We start from the raw sequence: 14,150 nt of genomic DNA on the forward strand, positions 1-14,150 counted from the left end.
CCGCTCACATGCGGTGGTAAAGGGCCGAACGGACCGAATGGGTCTGTTCGGCCCTTCTCCATGAAAACGGCCGATCATCTCGGCCTCCCCGCATGTAACAAAACGGGCCATATCTGCCGCCGACCCTGACGCTCACCCCGTCGCGTCTGGTCTTCTTGGTCGGGTCGTACCGCCCCTCAGGGCTCTGTTGCCGGCGTGTGTCCAACGGCTCTGAGCTGGCCTTTTAGCCTGCTTTAAGATCCACTTCTTTGGTAACAGTTTGAAAACTTCACCCAACTCCTTGACAAGAAGGGCCCCTCAGTAAGAACTTTTACCACTAACAGTTAAGGAACTTTGCTGAAAGGGAGCGACATGACACCTCGCGAGGAGCTCACGACGGCGGTGCACACCGCTGTCAGCGCCTCGCCCGTGTCGTCGATCCCGGCGGGCGCGCTGTCCGGCCCCCTGGCCGGCCCGATGGACGGTTTCCCGGCCATGGGCACCGGCGACAGCGTCCTGGCCAAGGTCCGGGCGCAGCTGCCCGAGCTCACCGGCGCCCTGCAGCGGGTCGCCGAGCTGATCCTCGCCGACCCCGCCGCGGCGGCCCGCTCGACGATCGTCGAGCTCGCCGAGCGCAGCGGCACCTCGCCGGCCACGGTGACCCGCTTCTGCCGGGCGCTGGGCTTCGTCGGCTACGCCGAGCTGCGCCTGGCCATCGCCGGCGAGACCGGCCGCGCGTCGCGGACCGGCGGCTGGACGATGGACATCGGTCGCGAGATCCAGCCGACCGACCCCCTGGAGCGCGTCCTCGGTCAGATCATGGCCGCCGACACCCAGGCGATGCACGACACCGCCTCGCTGCTGGACCTCACCGAGGTCGAGCGCGCCGCGGAGGCGATCGCCCGGGCCGACCGGGTCGACATCTACGGCGCCAGCGGCAGCGCCCTGGTCGGTGGCGAGATGCAGTTCTGCCTGCACCGCATCGGCATCGCCGCGTGGGCCTGGACCGACGTGCACAACGGCCTGGCCAGCGCCGCGCTGCTCAAGCCCGGCGACGTGGCGCTGGGCGTCTCGCACAGCGGACAGACCCGGGAAACGATCGAGATGATCGCCGAGGCGAGCAGCCGGGGCGCGACCACGATCGCGCTGACCAGCTTCCCGCGCTCGCCGCTGGCCGAGGTCGCCGACATCGTCATGCTGACCGCGACGCAGGCGACGACCTTCCGGCCCGATGCCCTCTCCGCCCGGCACCCGCAGCTGGTGGTGCTGGACCTGCTGTACATCGCGGTGGCGCAGCGCACGCACGAACGCGCGCACGCGGCATTCAGCGTCACCGCGCAGGCGGTCGCCGGTCACCGGTCGGCCAGTGGAAAAGAGGCATCCGCATGACCGTTACGGCGCACGGCTACGTATCCGCGATCCAGACGGTCATCGACCGGATCGCCACCACCCAGGTCGACAACGTCAACCAGGCGGCCGACCACATCGTCACCGCGCTGCGCGCCGGTGGCCTCCTCCAGGCGTTCGGCACCGGGCACTCCGAGGCGGTGGCGGTGGACTTCGCCGGCCGCGCCGGCGGGCTCGTGCCGACGAACAAGATCCTCCTCCGGGACCTGGTCGTCTACGGCGGCCAGGCCCCGCAGATCCTCGAGGACGAGAAGCTGGAACGCGATCCCCGGATCGCCGCCCAGCTGTACGAGATCGCCGCGCCGCGTCCCGAGGACGTGTTCGTGATGGCCTCACAGTCCGGGATCAACGGGGGGATCGTCGAGATGGCGCTGCTGATCAAGCAGCGCGGACACAAGTTGATCGCAATCACGTCGGTCGAGCACACCGAACGGGTGTCCCCCAGGCACCCGTCGGGCAAGCGGCTCGCCGATATTGCCGACGTCGTGCTGGACAACGGCGCGCCGTACGGCGACGCACTGCTGTCGCTGGAAAGCGGCGGCGCGGTCTGCCCGGTCTCTTCGGTCACCAACGCGCTCATGGCGCAGCTGGTGGTCGCCGAGGTCGTGCGACGCATCGAGGCTGCGGGCGAGGTGGCTCCCGTCTACCTGTCCGCAAACGTCCCCGGCGGGGACGAGCACAACCACACCCTCGAGTCGCGGTACGCCGGACGTGTCCGGCGAACCGCCTGACCCGAACCGAGGAGACAGATCATGTCCGTTACCCCCGAGTCCCCGTCGCAGCCAATCGCGCTCTCGCGGCGGACCGTCCTCCAGCGCGCAGCCGTCGCCGGCCTCGTCGCCACGCCCGCGGCGGGCATCCTCGCCGCGTGCGCCGACAGCGGCAGCGACGAGGAGCCGGGCACCAGCAACACCGGTGCCACCTCCGCGACCAACCCGCTGGGTGCGCCCGAGGACCAGCCGATCAACGTCGTCATCTTCAACGGCGGCTACGGCGACAAGTACGCCACCGAGGTCCACGAGCCGATGTACAAGAAGGCTCACCCGAAGTCCGAGGTCAAGCACCAGTCCAGCCAGGCCATCTCCACCCTGGTGCAGCCGCTGATCGCGGGCGGCAACGCGCCGGAGTTCGTCAACAACTCCGGTGAGAAGTCGCTGGACTTCGGCGCCCTCGTCGCCGACGGCCAGCTGCAGGACCTGACCCCGCTCTTCGACGCGCCGTCGGTCGACGACCCGAGCAAGAAGGTCCGCGACACGCTGGTCCCCGGCACGGTGGACACCGGCTCGTTCAACGGCAAGCCGTACGTCCTGTACTACGTCTCGACCGTGTTCGGCATCTGGTACTCCGGCAAGCTCTTCGCCGACAACGGCTGGACCGCGCCGAAGACGTGGAGCGAGTTCACCGCGCTCTGCGACAAGATCAAGGCCAAGGGCATCGCGCCGTACGCCTACGCCGGTGCCAACGCCGCGTACTACCAGTGGAACGTCATCCTCACCAGCGCCGCGAAGATCGGTGGCGCGGACATCCTCAAGAACATCGACAACCTTGAGGACGGTGCCTGGAAGGTCGACGCGGTCAAGCAGGCCGCCGAGGCGTGGGCCGAGATCGGTGCCAAGTACAACCTGCAGGGCGCCGAGGGTCTCAAGCACACCGACGTCCAGCTCAAGCAGAACCAGTACCAGCTGGCGATGTACCCGTCCGGTGACTGGCTCGAGAACGAGCAGAAGAAGGACACACCGGCCGACTTCAAGTACCAGATGATGACCACCCCGAGCATCACCAGCTCGGACAAGCTCAAGTCGACGGCGCTGCGCGCGACCGCCGGCGAGGGCTACATGGTCCTGGCGAAGAGCAAGAACCCCAAGGGCGGCATGGAGTACATGCGCCAGATGCTGTCGAAGGCCGGCGGCAAGGGCTTCACCGAGGTCGTCAAGGCGCCTACCGTGGTTCTGGGCAGCACCGAGGGCCTGACCTTCACCCCCGGCACGCAGTCGTCGCAGGACGCGCTGAAGGCGGCCGGCCAGGAGGTCTTCAACCTGTTCTTCGACGGCTGGTACAAGGACCTCGACAAGGAGGCCCGCACCGCCACCAACGAGCTGATGTTCGGTCGCATCAAGGCCGACCAGTTCGTCGAGCGTATCCAGAAGAAGGCCGACGAGATCAAGAAGGACTCGTCGATCACCAAGTTCAAGCGCTGATCGGAGCCTGATCATGCGGCATGGGAGACTCCCCTTCATCCTGGGGTTCTTGGTTGCGCCGGTAACGCTGTACTCGATCTTCGTTCTTTCGCCGTACTTCCAGACGGTCCAGCTGTCCTTCTACCAATGGCGCGGCTTCACGAAGAAGCGCTGGGTGGGGCTGGAGAACTACGATCGGATGTTCCACGCCGACCGGTTCTGGCAGGCCCTGGAGCATCACGCAATCATGCTCGTCACCCTGCCGCTGGCCACGATCGCATTCGCCCTGTTCTTTGCCTTCCTCCTGAACGTGGGAGGCAAAGGCAGGGGCGGTAAGACGTCGGGGGTCTGGGGGTCGAGTTTCTACCGGGTGGTGTTCTTCCTCCCCCAGGTCCTCGCCGTGCCGGTCGTCGCGGTGCTGTTCGCGACGGTGTACCGGCCGAACGAGTCAGGTCTGATCAACGGGTTCGTGCTCAAGGCCGGTCTGGAGGAGCCGATCGGCTTCCTGATCGAGCGCAACCTCGCGCTGGCCTCGCTCATCGCGGTGCTGGTCTGGCAGGCGGTCGGCTTCTACGTGGTGCTCTTCTCCGCCGGTATGGCCAACATCCCCGGCGAGATCTACGAGGCCGCCGAGCTCGACGGCGCGAGCAAGGTGAGCCTGTTCTTCCGGATCACGCTGCCGCTGCTGTGGGAGACGATCCAGACCGCGTGGGTCTACCTGGGCATCCTGGCCTTCGACGGCTTCGCCATCGTCTCGGTGCTCGCCCAGGACAACGGCGGCCCCGACGGCGCGACCACGGTGCTCGGCCTGGAGATCTACAACAACATGCAGCAGAGCCGGTACGGCGACGCCGCCACCTACGGCGTGGCGCTGTGCGTGCTGTCGCTGGTGTTCGCGGCGTTCACGCTGCGGGTCACCCGTCGCGAATCCTACGAGTTCTGAGAGGCCGGACATGACCACCACGATCGGCCGGGAGACGCCGGGTCAGCGCAGCGACAGGCCGGGAGCGCGTGCGGTGACGCACGCCCCCCGTCCCCGCAAGAAGCTCAACATCGCCGGTGCCCTCGGCAGCATCTTCCTCGCCATCTGGGCCCTGCTGATCCTGATCCCGCTGGCCTGGGTGTTCCTGGCGTCGTTCAAGAACACCACCGAGATCTTCTCGGCCCCGTGGACCCTGCCGGCCGAGCTGCGCTGGGAGAACTGGGGCCGGGCGTGGACCAAGGCCCACGTCGGCCAGTACCTGCTCAACAGCGTGCTGGTCGTGTCGATCAGCACCGCCGGCACGATCCTGCTCAGCTCGATGGCCGCGTACGTGCTGGCCCGCTACAGGTTCTGGGGCAACCGCATCATCTACTTCCTGTTCGTGGCCGGCATCGCGTTCCCGCCGTTCCTGGCGGTCGTGCCGCTGTTCTTCGTGGTGAAGAACTTCGGCCTGCTCAACACGTACACCGGCCTCATCCTGGTGTACATCGCGTACTCGCTGCCGTTCACGATCTTCTTCCTGACGTCGTTCTTCCGCTCGCTGCCGAACTCGGTGGCGGAGGCGGCGACGATCGACGGGGCGTCGCACACCCGGCTGTTCTTCTCGGTGATGCTGCCGATGGCCAAGCCCGGCCTGATCAGCCTCACGATCTTCAACCTGATCGGCCAGTGGGCGCAGTACCTGCTGCCACTGGTGCTCATGGCCGGCGCGAAGGACAAGTGGGTGCTCACCCAGGGCATCGCGGACATCTCCACGGCCGCCGGGTACGAGGCGGACTGGTCCGGCCTCTTCGCCGCGCTGAGCATCGCGATCCTGCCGATGATCGTGATCTACGTCATCTTCCAGCGGCAGATCCAGGCCGGCCTCACCGCCGGAGCTGTGAAGTAACCCATCCCAGGCACGCGCACCCCCGACGGTTTCCAGAAAACTGTCGGGGGTGTGCGATGTAATGCGGTCGTGCTCGTCGCGGTGATGCCCTCAGGTGCCGGTGGACTGCTGCGTCCGCTGGCCGACGACGGTGCCGTGCTCGGCCCCGAGCGCCGGGTCGACGACCTCGCCTCGGCGGTCGCCGCGATCGAGGCCCGCGACCGCCCCCGCTGGCTGTGGCCGTCCACCGCCGAGCTCTATCCGCGCCTGCTCGCCGCCGGCGTGCGCGTCGAGCGCTGCCACGACCTGGAGCTGGCCGAGGCGATCCTGCTCGGCGCCGAGGGCCGGTGGGGCCAGCCGCGGTCCCTCGCCGCCGCCCTGGCCCGCCTCACCGGCGACCCGGTGCCGCCCGACCCGCCGTCGCGGGCCGCGCTGCCGCCCGGCGGGGCGCAGGAGTCCCTGTTCGACGAGACCTTCATCGCCGCACCCCCGCCGCCGCTCGACGCGGTCCTGCGGGTCTTCGCCGACCAGCGCACCCGCACCGCGGCGGCGCCCTCCCTCGCCCCCGGCGGCGGCGCCGTGCGCACCCTCGTCGCCGCCGAGTCCGCCGCCGCCCTCGTCGCCGCCGAGATGGGGTTCACCGGCCTGCCCTGGCGCGCCGACATCCACGACGCCCTGCTCCGCGAGCTGCTCGGCCCGCCGTCCCCGGTCGACGGCGGCCCGCCGGCCCGCCTGGTGGAGCTCAACGCCCGGCTCAACGAGGCGTTCGGCGCCCGGGTCCACCCCGACTCGCCCGCCGAGGTGCTGCGCGCCTTCGCCCGCCAGGGCATCACGCTGCGCAGCACCCGCCGCTGGGAGCTGCAGCACGTCGAGCACCCCGCCGTGCCGATCCTGCTCGAATACAAGGAGCTCTACCGGCTGTGGGTCGCGCACGGCTGGTCGTGGCTCGACCAGTGGGTCACCGGCGGCCGGTTCCGCGCCGAGTACATCCCCGGCGGGGTCGTCTCCGGCCGGTGGGCCACCCGCGGCGGCGGCGCCCTGCAGATCCCGCGGGTCGTGCGCAAGGCCGTCGTCGCCGACCCCGGCTGGACGTTCGTCGTCGCCGACGCCGGCCAGCTGGAGCCGCGCATCCTCGCCGCCGTCTCCGCCGACCACCGCCTCGCCCGGGCCGGCGCCGCCGGCGACCTCTACGCTGCCCTCGCCGCCGAGGCCTTCGACGGCGACCGCACCAAGGCCAAGGTCGCGCTGCTCGGCGCCATGTACGGGCAGACCGGCGGCATGGCCGCACCCGCCCTCGCCGCCCTGCGCCGCTTCTACCCGACCGCCTGGGACCTCGTCGAGGAGGCCGCCCGCACCGGCGAGGCCGGCGGGCTCGTGCGCACCTGGCTCGGCCGCACCTGCCCGCCCTCGTCGGTCAGCTGGCGCGAGGGTTTCGACGAGCCGGGCATGGAGGTCGACGCCCGCGGCGGCGCCAGGGGCCGTGCCCGGGGCCGGTTCACCCGCAACTTCGTCATCCAGGGCACCGCGGCCGAGTGGGCCCTCGTCGTGCTCGCCCGGCTGCGCACGCACCTCACCGGGCTGGCCGCGGAGCTGGTGTTCTTCCAGCACGACGAGTTCGTGGTGCACTGCCCCGAAGGTGAGGCGGAGGCGGTGGTCGCCGCGGTGCACACGGCGGGCGACGAGGCGAGGCGGCTGCTGTTCGCCGACACCCCGGTGCGGTTCCCGTTCGACGTGGCCGTGGTGACCTGCTACGCCGAGGCCAAGTAGGCGCGCCGGCGGCCGGGTCGGGCGGTCGGCGGCCGGGTCGGGCGGTCGGCCCGGGTGGGCGGCGGTCGGCCCGGGTGGGCGCCTGCTGGTCGCGTGGGGGTCGCTGCGGGTGGTGGTCGGGTCGTGCGGGTGGCGGCTGGTGGCGGTCGGGGCTGGGTGCGGCGCGGAGACCGGGCCGGTCAGGGGTGGGGGAGTGGCCAGGTGTGGAAGGTGCCGTCGGCGGCGGCGCTGAAGGCGACCGGTCCGCCGTCGATCTCGGCGAGGGTCACCGCGTGGACGGTCGCGGTGTGGGCGAGCAGCGGGTCGCCGAGCGCGGTGCCCGCCGTGGCGTCCCAGGCGCGCAGGGTGCCGTCCTGACCGCCGGTGACGGCGACCGCGCGGCCGCCGGTCAGCAGCGCGGCCACGGCGGTGATCTGCCCGTGGTGCCCGGCCAGCGGCCCGCTGACCGGCTCCGGGCCGGTCCGCGCGACGTCCGGGCCGGCGTGCGCGGCCTCTGCGCCGGTCCGCGCCGCGTCCGGGCCGGCGTGCGCGGCGTCTGGGCCGGCGTGCGCGGCCTCTGCGCCGGTCCGCGCCGCGTCCGGGCCGGCGTGCGCGGCCTCTGGCCCCGTCCGCGCGACGTCTGGGACGGTCCGCGCGGTGTCCGGGCCTGTGTGCGCGGCGTCCGGGCCTGTGCGCGCGGCGTCCGGGCCTGTGTGCGCGGCGTCCGGGCCGGTGCGTGTGGCGTCCGGGCCGGGGTGCGTGGCCGCCGGGACGGGCCAGATGCGTAGGTGGCGTCGACGCCGGCGCCGGAGATGAGCAGGGGGCCGGTCGGGGTGTCCAGGACGGTGACCGGGGTGCGGAGCACCGTGCCGCCGAAGCCGCCGCCGGGCAGGGGCGGGCCGAGGGGCTCGCCCTCTTCGAAGTCCCACACCCGCAGGGCGGTCTCCTCGGCGTCGAAGTCGCCGTCCCGCTCGGGGTGGTCCTCGACGACGGCGAGCAGCCGGCCGCCGGCGCGGGCGAAGGCCACCGCGAGCGGCCAGTCGGACATGCCGTCGGCGACCGTGCGCCGGGTACGCAGGTCCACGACCGAGACCCGGTTGTCGCCGGAGCGCCACACCACGACCGGGCCGCCGTCCCGGTCGGCGACGGCGAGCACCTCGGTCCACGAGCGGGTCGGCAGCGGGTCGCCGACGGGGTCGAGGGTCGCCAGGTCCCAGACCCGGATCGTCTCGCCACCGGCGGTGACCAGCAGCGGCCGGCCGTCGACGTCGGCGGCGCGGGCGGCGCGGACCCAGCCCGTGTGCGCCTGGACCGGCTCGCCGAGCGGCTCGGACGTGGCCGCGTCCCAGCGGCGCAGCCGCCCCTCGATGTCGCCGGTCACGACCACCGTGCGCCATGCGGACCCGCCACCGTCCAGACCGCCGCCACCAACGACGCCGGCCACCTCCTCGCCGCCGTCGAGGCCACCGGTGCCGCCGCCGCCTCCGACCTCGCCGCCGCCGTCCAGACCACCGCCGCCGTCCAGGCCACCGCCGCCGTCCAGACCGCCGGCGCCGTCCAGGCCACCGGTGCCGCCGATGCCGCCGGGGGCGGGCACCCGGCCGGTCGCCACGGCGGTCAGGCCCACCACCGCCGGTGACGAGGCGCCCACCTGCGTGCACGCCGGCAGCTGCCACACCCGCACGGTCCTGTCGAGGCCGGCGGTCACGGCGTACGCCTGGCCGCCGGTCGAGCAGCCCACCACGTGGTCGACCCGGCCGGCGTGCCCGGCCAGGACGCCGACCTCCTCGCCGCTCGCCGGGTCCACGACCCGCACCAGGTCACCGTCGACCGTCAGCGACCACCCTTCGCCGGGCGCCGCGGGCCGGGGCTGCCCGCCGGAGGCGGGGCCGGGCGGAAGCGGGGCACCGGTGGCGGGGTCCCAGGCGTACCGGCGGAGATCATCGGAAACGCCGAGCAGGACGCGGCGGCCGTCGAGCTCGGTCACGGCCAGGGCGTCGAGGTGGCTGACGCCGGTCGGGAACACCCGGGCGACGGCGGCGGAGGGCAGGTCGAGGATCTCGATCGCCGGTCCGCGGGCGACCGCGGCGAAGGCGCCGTCGCCGGAGCAGGCGGCGAGCGCGTCGGGGAAGCCGGCCGCCTGCCGCCGGGTGGCGGTCACCAGTCGGCGCTGGCGAGGTACCGGGCCATCGCGTCGGTGTGGGTCGGGAAACACAGCCGCTGCGGGCCGACGCCGATCTCGAAGCCGAGCGACTCCTCGGTCGCCACCGACGACGGGATCGCCGACAGGGGACGCGGGGGCAGGACGCCGAACACGATGAGGTTGCCGTTGGCGGTGCTCTGCACGTCGAAGAGGCGCACGTCGGCGGGGTCGGCCAGCAGCGTGGTCTCCTCGCGCAGCTCCCGGACCATGCCCTCCTGCCACGTCTCGCCGAGCTCGATGAAGCCGCCGGGCAGCGCCAGCTCGCCGCGCATCGGCTCGATGTCGCGGCGGACCAGGACCAGGCCACGGCCGTCGTCGGTCTCCACCGGCAGCAGCGCGACCGCGACCGGCAGCGGGTTACGCCAGGTCGTCTCGCCGCAGGAGGCGCACTGGCGGGGCCACGGTGCCCCCGACGCATAGGCGACGCCGCAATACGAACAGTGATCGTGCAGGGCCATGAGCATGAAGCCTACCGACGGTATTACGCTGAGCCTCGCGCTGGTGTCGCACCCGAGGAGTTCCCGCTGAGCACGATCGTCGGACTCGTTCTCGCCGCAGGTGGCGGCCGCCGATATGGCGGGCCCAAGGCGCTCGTGCGCCATGACGACGGCCGGTTGCTGGTCGAGCGCGCCGTGGCGACACTGCGCGAGGGCGGCTGCACCCGCATCGTGGTGGTCCTCGGCGCCGAGTCGGCGCGCGTGCGCGCGGAGGCGCAGCTGGGCGACGCCCGGCTGGTCGACAACCCGGGCTGGAAGAGCGGCATGGGCTCGTCGCTGCGGGTCGGGCTGGCCGCGGTCGCCGAAGCCGAGAGCGAGGCCGACGCGGTCGCGGTCGCGGTGCTGCTGGTCGACACGCCCGGCATCGGACCCGACGCCGTCGCCCGGCTGCTCGCCGCGACCAACGGCGGGTCGAAGTCGCTCGTGACCGCGTCGTACCAGGGCAAACGCGGCCACCCGGTGATCCTCGGGCGGGACCACTGGGCTGGCGTGGCCACGCTCGCGACCGCGGACGTCGGCGCCCGGGCCTACCTGGCGGCCCACGCCGACCAGGTCCAGGCGGTGCCGTGCGAGGACATCGCCGACGACACCGACCTGGACGTGCCGCCCGAGCAGTAGCCGCCGGAGCACCCCGGCGCGCATAGTGGAGCGGTGCCGGACTTCGCGTCTCCGGCCGCACTGGCGGCCGGCCTGGCCGACGCGGGCTACCTCGCCGACGAGGGGCTCGCGATGGCGGGCTTCCTCGCGCTGCGCCTGCACCGGCCGATCTTCCTGGAAGGCGACGCCGGCGTCGGCAAGACCGCGTTCGCGGCCGCCCTCGCCGAGGCCGCCGGCGTCGAGCTGATCCGCCTGCAGTGCTATGAGGGCCTCGACGCCTCCCACGCCCTGTACGACTGGGACTTCGCCCGTCAGGTCCTGCACCTGCGCGCGGTGGAGACCGCGGCGCACGGCACCGTGTCGGCCGCCGACCTGGAGGCGGACCTCTACGACCGCCGGTTCCTGCTCGCCCGGCCGCTGCTGCAGGCGGTCGAGCGCGCACCGTGCGTGCTGCTCGTCGACGAGGTCGACCGGGCCGACGACGAGTTCGAGGCGTACCTGCTGGAGGTCCTCGCCGACGCCGCCGTGACCGTGCCGGAGCTCGGCCGGATCACCGCCGCCGTGCCGCCGGTCGTCGTCGTCACCAGCAACCGCACCCGCGAGGTGCACGACGCGTTGAAGCGTCGCTGCCTGTACCACTGGGTCGGCCACCCCAGCCCTGAACGGGAGACCGCGATCCTGCGGCGGCGCCTGCCGGGCCTCGACGAGCGCCTCGCCGCGCAGGTCGCCGCGGCCACCGCCCACCTGCGGACCCTTGACCTGGTCAAGCCGCCCGGCGTCGCCGAGGCCATCGACTGGGCGGCGGCGCTGCGGGCGCTGTCCGCGGACACGCTGACCGCCGAGCTCGCCGACGCCACCCTCGGGGTGGTGCTCAAGGTCCGCGAGGACATCGCCCTGGCCACGGGTGCCGTCGGTGCTCGTTGAGCTGGCCGGGAAGCTGCGGGCGGCCGGCCTGCCGGTGACACTCGACCGGCTCGCGGCATACGCCGAGGCCCTCGACACGGCCGGGGTCGCCCACGCGTACTGGGTCGGCCGGCTCACGCTGTGCGGCTCGCCCGAGGACATCGCCCGCTACGACGCCGCCCTCGCCCCGCCCCCGTCCGCCGCCCGCGGCCCGTCCTGGCAGGTCCGGCGGCTGCCGGAGCGCTCGCTCCTGCGGTCCACCGTGCCGCCGTCCGCGGCCGCCGACGACCGGGACCCGGCGCTGTCCGTGCAGGCCGCGGACGCCGAGGTGCTGCGCCACCGCGACATCGCCACCCTGTCGGACGCCGAACGCGCCGAGGCCGCCGCGCTGCTCGCCCGGATCGCCACCGCAGACATCACCCGCCCCGGCCGCCGGCACCGTCCCGCGGGGCACGGCGACGTCGACCGCCGGCGCAGCGTCCGGGCCATGCTGCGGGCCGGCGGGGAGCCCCGGCCGCTCCTGCACCGGGTGCGGGCGCCCCGCCCCCGCCGCCTGGTGCTGCTGATCGACGTGTCCGGGTCGATGTCACCGTACGCCGACGCCCTGCTCCGCCTCGCCCACGCCTTCACCCGGCACCGTCCACGCTGGACGGAGACGTACTCGCTCGGCACCCGCCTCACCCGGCTCACCCCGGCACTGCGGATCCGGGACGTGGAGGCGGCGCTGCGCGAGGCGGGCCGGCACATCCCCGACTGGCGCGGCGGCACCCGCCTCGCCGACGGCGTCGCCGCGTTCGTCCGCCGCGACGGCCACCGGGGCGTCGCCCGCCGTGCCGCGGTCGTCGTCTTCAGCGACGGCTGGGAGTCCGCCGACCCCGCCCGGCTCGGCGCCACCGTCGCCCACCTGCGCCGCCTCGCCGCGCGGACCGTCTGGGTCAGCCCGCACGCGGGGCGCCCCGGCTTCGCCCCGACCGCCGGCGGTCTCGCCGCCGTGCTCCCGCATGTTGACGCGCTCGTGGCGGGGCATACGGTGGCGGCGCTACACGCCGTCCTTGAGGAGGTCCGCCGTGCGTGAGGTTCTCAGCGATCTGCTCGGCTGGTGGGAGTCAGGCCGAACCGTCGGCATGGCCACCGTCGTGCGGACCTGGCGCAGCTCACCGCGCCCGGCGGGGGCCATCATGCTCGTCGGCCCCGACGGCACCGCCGTCGGCAGCGTCTCCGGCGGCTGCGTCGAAGGCGCCGTCTATGAGCTGTCGCAGGAGGTCGTCGAGTCCGGTGTGCCGATCGTGCAGCGGTACGGCGTCAGCGACGACGACGCGTTCGCGGTCGGTCTGACCTGCGGCGGGATCATCGAGCTGCTGGTCGAGCCGGTGTCGCGGGACACGTTCCCGGAGCTGGACGCGGTGGCTGCGGCGATCACCTCGCGCGACCCGGTCGCGGTCGTGTCGGTGGTCGAGGGCCCGCCGGAGCGGATCGGCCGGCGGATGGTGGTGTGGCCGTCGCCCGCTGACGTGTCGGGGTCCTTGGGATCCGAACGTCTTGATGCCGCCGCCGCCGACGACGCCAGAGGTCTGCTGGCCGCGGGTCGGACCGACACCCTGCACTACGGCCTGGACGGCGAGCGGCGCGGCGAGGGGCTGACCCTGTTCGTCGCCTCCTACGCCCCGCCCGCCCGGATGATCGTCTTCGGCGCGATCGACTTCGCCGCGTCCGTGGCCCGCATCGGCGAGTTCCTCGGCTACCACGTCACCGTCTGCGACGCCCGCCCCGTCTTCGCCACGTCGAAGCGGTTCCCAGGCGCCGACGAGGTCGTCGTCGACTGGCCGCACCGGTACCTGCGCGCCGAGCTCGACGCCGGCCGGGTCGACCCCCGCACCGTGGTGTGCGTGCTCACCCACGACCCGAAGTTCGACGTGCCGGTGCTGCAGGTCGCGCTGCGGGAGGACCTCGCGTACGTCGGCGCCATGGGCTCCCGCCGCACCCACGACGACCGCCTCGCCCGTCTCCGCGAGGCCGGGATGACCGAACAGGAGCTGGCCCGGTTGTCCTCGCCGATCGGCCTGGACCTCGGGGCGCGCACGCCGGAGGAGACCGCGGTCAGCATCGCCGCGGAGATCATCGCCGGCCGCTGGGGCGGCGGCGGCGCCCGTCTCACCACGACGGTAGGCCGCATCCACCACGACGTGGCCGATCCTGCGGGGCTTGCCGATCCTGCGAGGTCTGCCGATGCTGCGGGGCTTGTCGAGCCTGCGGGGCTTGCCGAGTCTGCGGGGCTCGCCGATCAGGGAGCTTGACAGTCGGGGTGCTGATCGCGGCTTCTGCGCAGGTCGTCGAGCAGCTGCTGGCCGACCGGCAGCAAGGACACCCGCCGGCTGGTCCGCGCGAACAACCGCACCCCGACCCGCAGCTCCAGTGACCGGATCGTCTGGCTGATCCGCGCCGTCGACACGTGCAGACGCGCGGCCGTCCGGCCGAAGTGCAGTTCCTCAGCCAACGTGAGGAACGCCTCCAGCTCGTGCCGCGCTGCACCGTGGGCGTTGATCCATCGATCCTCGCCCACATCGCCGCCGGGCGACAATCGAGGGCGAGTCCGGGATACGACACTTCCCGGCGTGCGCCGGCCTTGCGGTGCGCGGCGGCGTCCGCTCCGGCGCACGGCGTGCAGCGCGTGCCTTCGTGCCCCGTGCTCGCGCCGTGTCGTCTCCGTCGGCGTCTGCCGGTCCGACCTGGGCACCGCGTCAGCCCAGCTCGCGCCCTTCTGGTCGAAGGCGGACCGCGGTGCGTTGTCAAG

Annotated in this window: 14 protein-coding genes; 10 read left to right on the plus strand and 4 right to left on the minus strand. The window is 72.9% G+C overall.

What is annotated here, in order from left to right; translation table 11 throughout:
• Positions 1 to 456 precede the first annotated feature (456 nt).
• The 6 genes from OP18_RS32945 to OP18_RS32970 all read left to right on the plus strand — a co-directional run bounded on the left by OP18_RS32945 (position 457) and on the right by OP18_RS32970 (position 7,180).
• Positions 457 to 1,368 (plus strand): MurR/RpiR family transcriptional regulator, encoded by a 912-nt coding sequence (locus OP18_RS32945; RefSeq protein WP_033363086.1) that lies wholly within the window; start codon positions 457 to 459, stop codon positions 1,366 to 1,368.
• On the plus strand, positions 1,365 to 2,117 hold the full coding sequence (locus OP18_RS32950; RefSeq protein ID WP_033363022.1) for a sugar isomerase domain-containing protein: 753 nt from the start codon (positions 1,365 to 1,367) through the stop codon (positions 2,115 to 2,117). The genes OP18_RS32945 and OP18_RS32950 overlap by 4 nt, the downstream gene beginning before the upstream one ends.
• 21 nt (positions 2,118 to 2,138) lie before the next feature.
• Complete coding sequence (gene ngcE / locus OP18_RS32955; RefSeq protein ID WP_033363023.1) at positions 2,139 to 3,584, plus strand: N-acetylglucosamine/diacetylchitobiose ABC transporter substrate-binding protein; 1,446 nt, start codon at positions 2,139 to 2,141, stop codon at positions 3,582 to 3,584.
• A gap of 13 nt (positions 3,585 to 3,597) precedes the next feature.
• A complete protein-coding gene (locus OP18_RS32960; RefSeq protein WP_033363024.1) occupies positions 3,598 to 4,506 on the plus strand; it encodes a carbohydrate ABC transporter permease in 909 nt (302 codons plus the stop codon).
• Positions 4,507 to 4,516: 10 nt separating this feature from the next.
• Entirely contained in the window at positions 4,517 to 5,434 is a 918-nt protein-coding gene (locus OP18_RS32965; protein WP_063745656.1) for a carbohydrate ABC transporter permease, read from the plus strand.
• A gap of 84 nt (positions 5,435 to 5,518) precedes the next feature.
• Positions 5,519 to 7,180 carry a bifunctional 3'-5' exonuclease/DNA polymerase gene (locus tag OP18_RS32970; RefSeq protein WP_033363088.1) on the plus strand — a complete coding sequence of 554 codons (1,662 nt, stop codon included), beginning with the start codon at positions 5,519 to 5,521 and terminating at the stop codon, positions 7,178 to 7,180.
• A 179-nt stretch (positions 7,181 to 7,359) separates the two neighbouring features.
• Here the strand turns inward: OP18_RS32970 and OP18_RS32975 are convergent, their stop codons facing one another.
• From OP18_RS32975 to OP18_RS32990, 3 genes are read right to left on the minus strand one after another with little or no spacing between them, the layout of a single operon-like run.
• A complete protein-coding gene (locus OP18_RS32975) occupies positions 7,360 to 7,584 on the minus strand; it encodes a hypothetical protein (RefSeq protein ID WP_033363025.1) in 225 nt (74 codons plus the stop codon).
• Positions 7,569 to 9,320, minus strand: a complete 1,752-nt coding sequence (locus tag OP18_RS53390) for a WD40 repeat domain-containing protein (RefSeq protein WP_052387677.1) — start codon at positions 9,318 to 9,320, stop codon at positions 7,569 to 7,571. Before OP18_RS53390 ends, OP18_RS32975 begins: the two co-directional genes overlap by 16 nt.
• Positions 9,317 to 9,820 (minus strand): NUDIX domain-containing protein, encoded by a 504-nt coding sequence (locus OP18_RS32990; RefSeq protein WP_033363028.1) that lies wholly within the window; start codon positions 9,818 to 9,820, stop codon positions 9,317 to 9,319. The genes OP18_RS53390 and OP18_RS32990 overlap by 4 nt, the downstream gene beginning before the upstream one ends.
• Here OP18_RS32990 and OP18_RS32995 point away from each other — a divergent pair.
• Genes OP18_RS32995 through OP18_RS33010 form a run of 4 tightly spaced genes read left to right on the plus strand, consistent with a single transcriptional unit; the run spans position 9,809 to position 13,653 of the window.
• Positions 9,809 to 10,477, plus strand: coding sequence for a nucleotidyltransferase family protein (locus OP18_RS32995; protein WP_389253631.1), 669 nt, complete (start codon positions 9,809 to 9,811; stop codon positions 10,475 to 10,477). The two genes, OP18_RS32990 and OP18_RS32995, sit on opposite strands and share 12 nt — an antisense overlap.
• 33 nt (positions 10,478 to 10,510) lie before the next feature.
• Positions 10,511 to 11,380: an AAA family ATPase gene (locus tag OP18_RS33000; RefSeq protein ID WP_033363029.1), complete on the plus strand. Its 870-nt coding sequence runs from the start codon at positions 10,511 to 10,513 to the stop codon at positions 11,378 to 11,380.
• Complete coding sequence (locus OP18_RS33005) at positions 11,370 to 12,434, plus strand: vWA domain-containing protein (protein WP_081971327.1); 1,065 nt, start codon at positions 11,370 to 11,372, stop codon at positions 12,432 to 12,434. Before OP18_RS33000 ends, OP18_RS33005 begins: the two co-directional genes overlap by 11 nt.
• Positions 12,427 to 13,653 (plus strand): XdhC family protein, encoded by a 1,227-nt coding sequence (locus OP18_RS33010; protein WP_081971310.1) that lies wholly within the window; start codon positions 12,427 to 12,429, stop codon positions 13,651 to 13,653. Before OP18_RS33005 ends, OP18_RS33010 begins: the two co-directional genes overlap by 8 nt.
• On the opposite strand, the gene OP18_RS33015 is transcribed toward OP18_RS33010, so the two are convergent.
• Positions 13,641 to 13,919, minus strand: coding sequence for a LysR family transcriptional regulator (locus tag OP18_RS33015; protein WP_033363031.1), 279 nt, complete (start codon positions 13,917 to 13,919; stop codon positions 13,641 to 13,643). The two genes, OP18_RS33010 and OP18_RS33015, sit on opposite strands and share 13 nt — an antisense overlap.
• Positions 13,920 to 14,150: the final 231 nt, after the last annotated feature.

The sequence above is a fragment of the Dactylosporangium aurantiacum genome (assembly GCF_000716715.1).
In the GTDB taxonomy this organism is placed as follows: Bacteria; Actinomycetota; Actinomycetes; order Mycobacteriales; family Micromonosporaceae; genus Dactylosporangium; species Dactylosporangium aurantiacum.

Bases quoted from the DNA above. Each gene is read 5' to 3' on its own strand.
- OP18_RS32990 (WP_033363028.1), bottom strand. From the start codon at position 9,820: ATGGCCCTGCACGATCACTGTTCGTATTGCGGCGTCGCCTATGCGTCG.
- OP18_RS32950 (WP_033363022.1), top strand. From the start codon at position 1,365: ATGACCGTTACGGCGCACGGCTACGTATCCGCGATCCAGACGGTCATC.
- ngcE (WP_033363023.1), top strand. From the start codon at position 2,139: ATGTCCGTTACCCCCGAGTCCCCGTCGCAGCCAATCGCGCTCTCGCGG.
- OP18_RS32970 (WP_033363088.1), top strand. From the start codon at position 5,519: ATGCCCTCAGGTGCCGGTGGACTGCTGCGTCCGCTGGCCGACGACGGT.
- OP18_RS32945 (WP_033363086.1), top strand. From the start codon at position 457: ATGGACGGTTTCCCGGCCATGGGCACCGGCGACAGCGTCCTGGCCAAG.
- OP18_RS32960 (WP_033363024.1), top strand. From the start codon at position 3,598: ATGCGGCATGGGAGACTCCCCTTCATCCTGGGGTTCTTGGTTGCGCCG.
- OP18_RS32965 (WP_063745656.1), top strand. From the start codon at position 4,517: ATGACCACCACGATCGGCCGGGAGACGCCGGGTCAGCGCAGCGACAGG.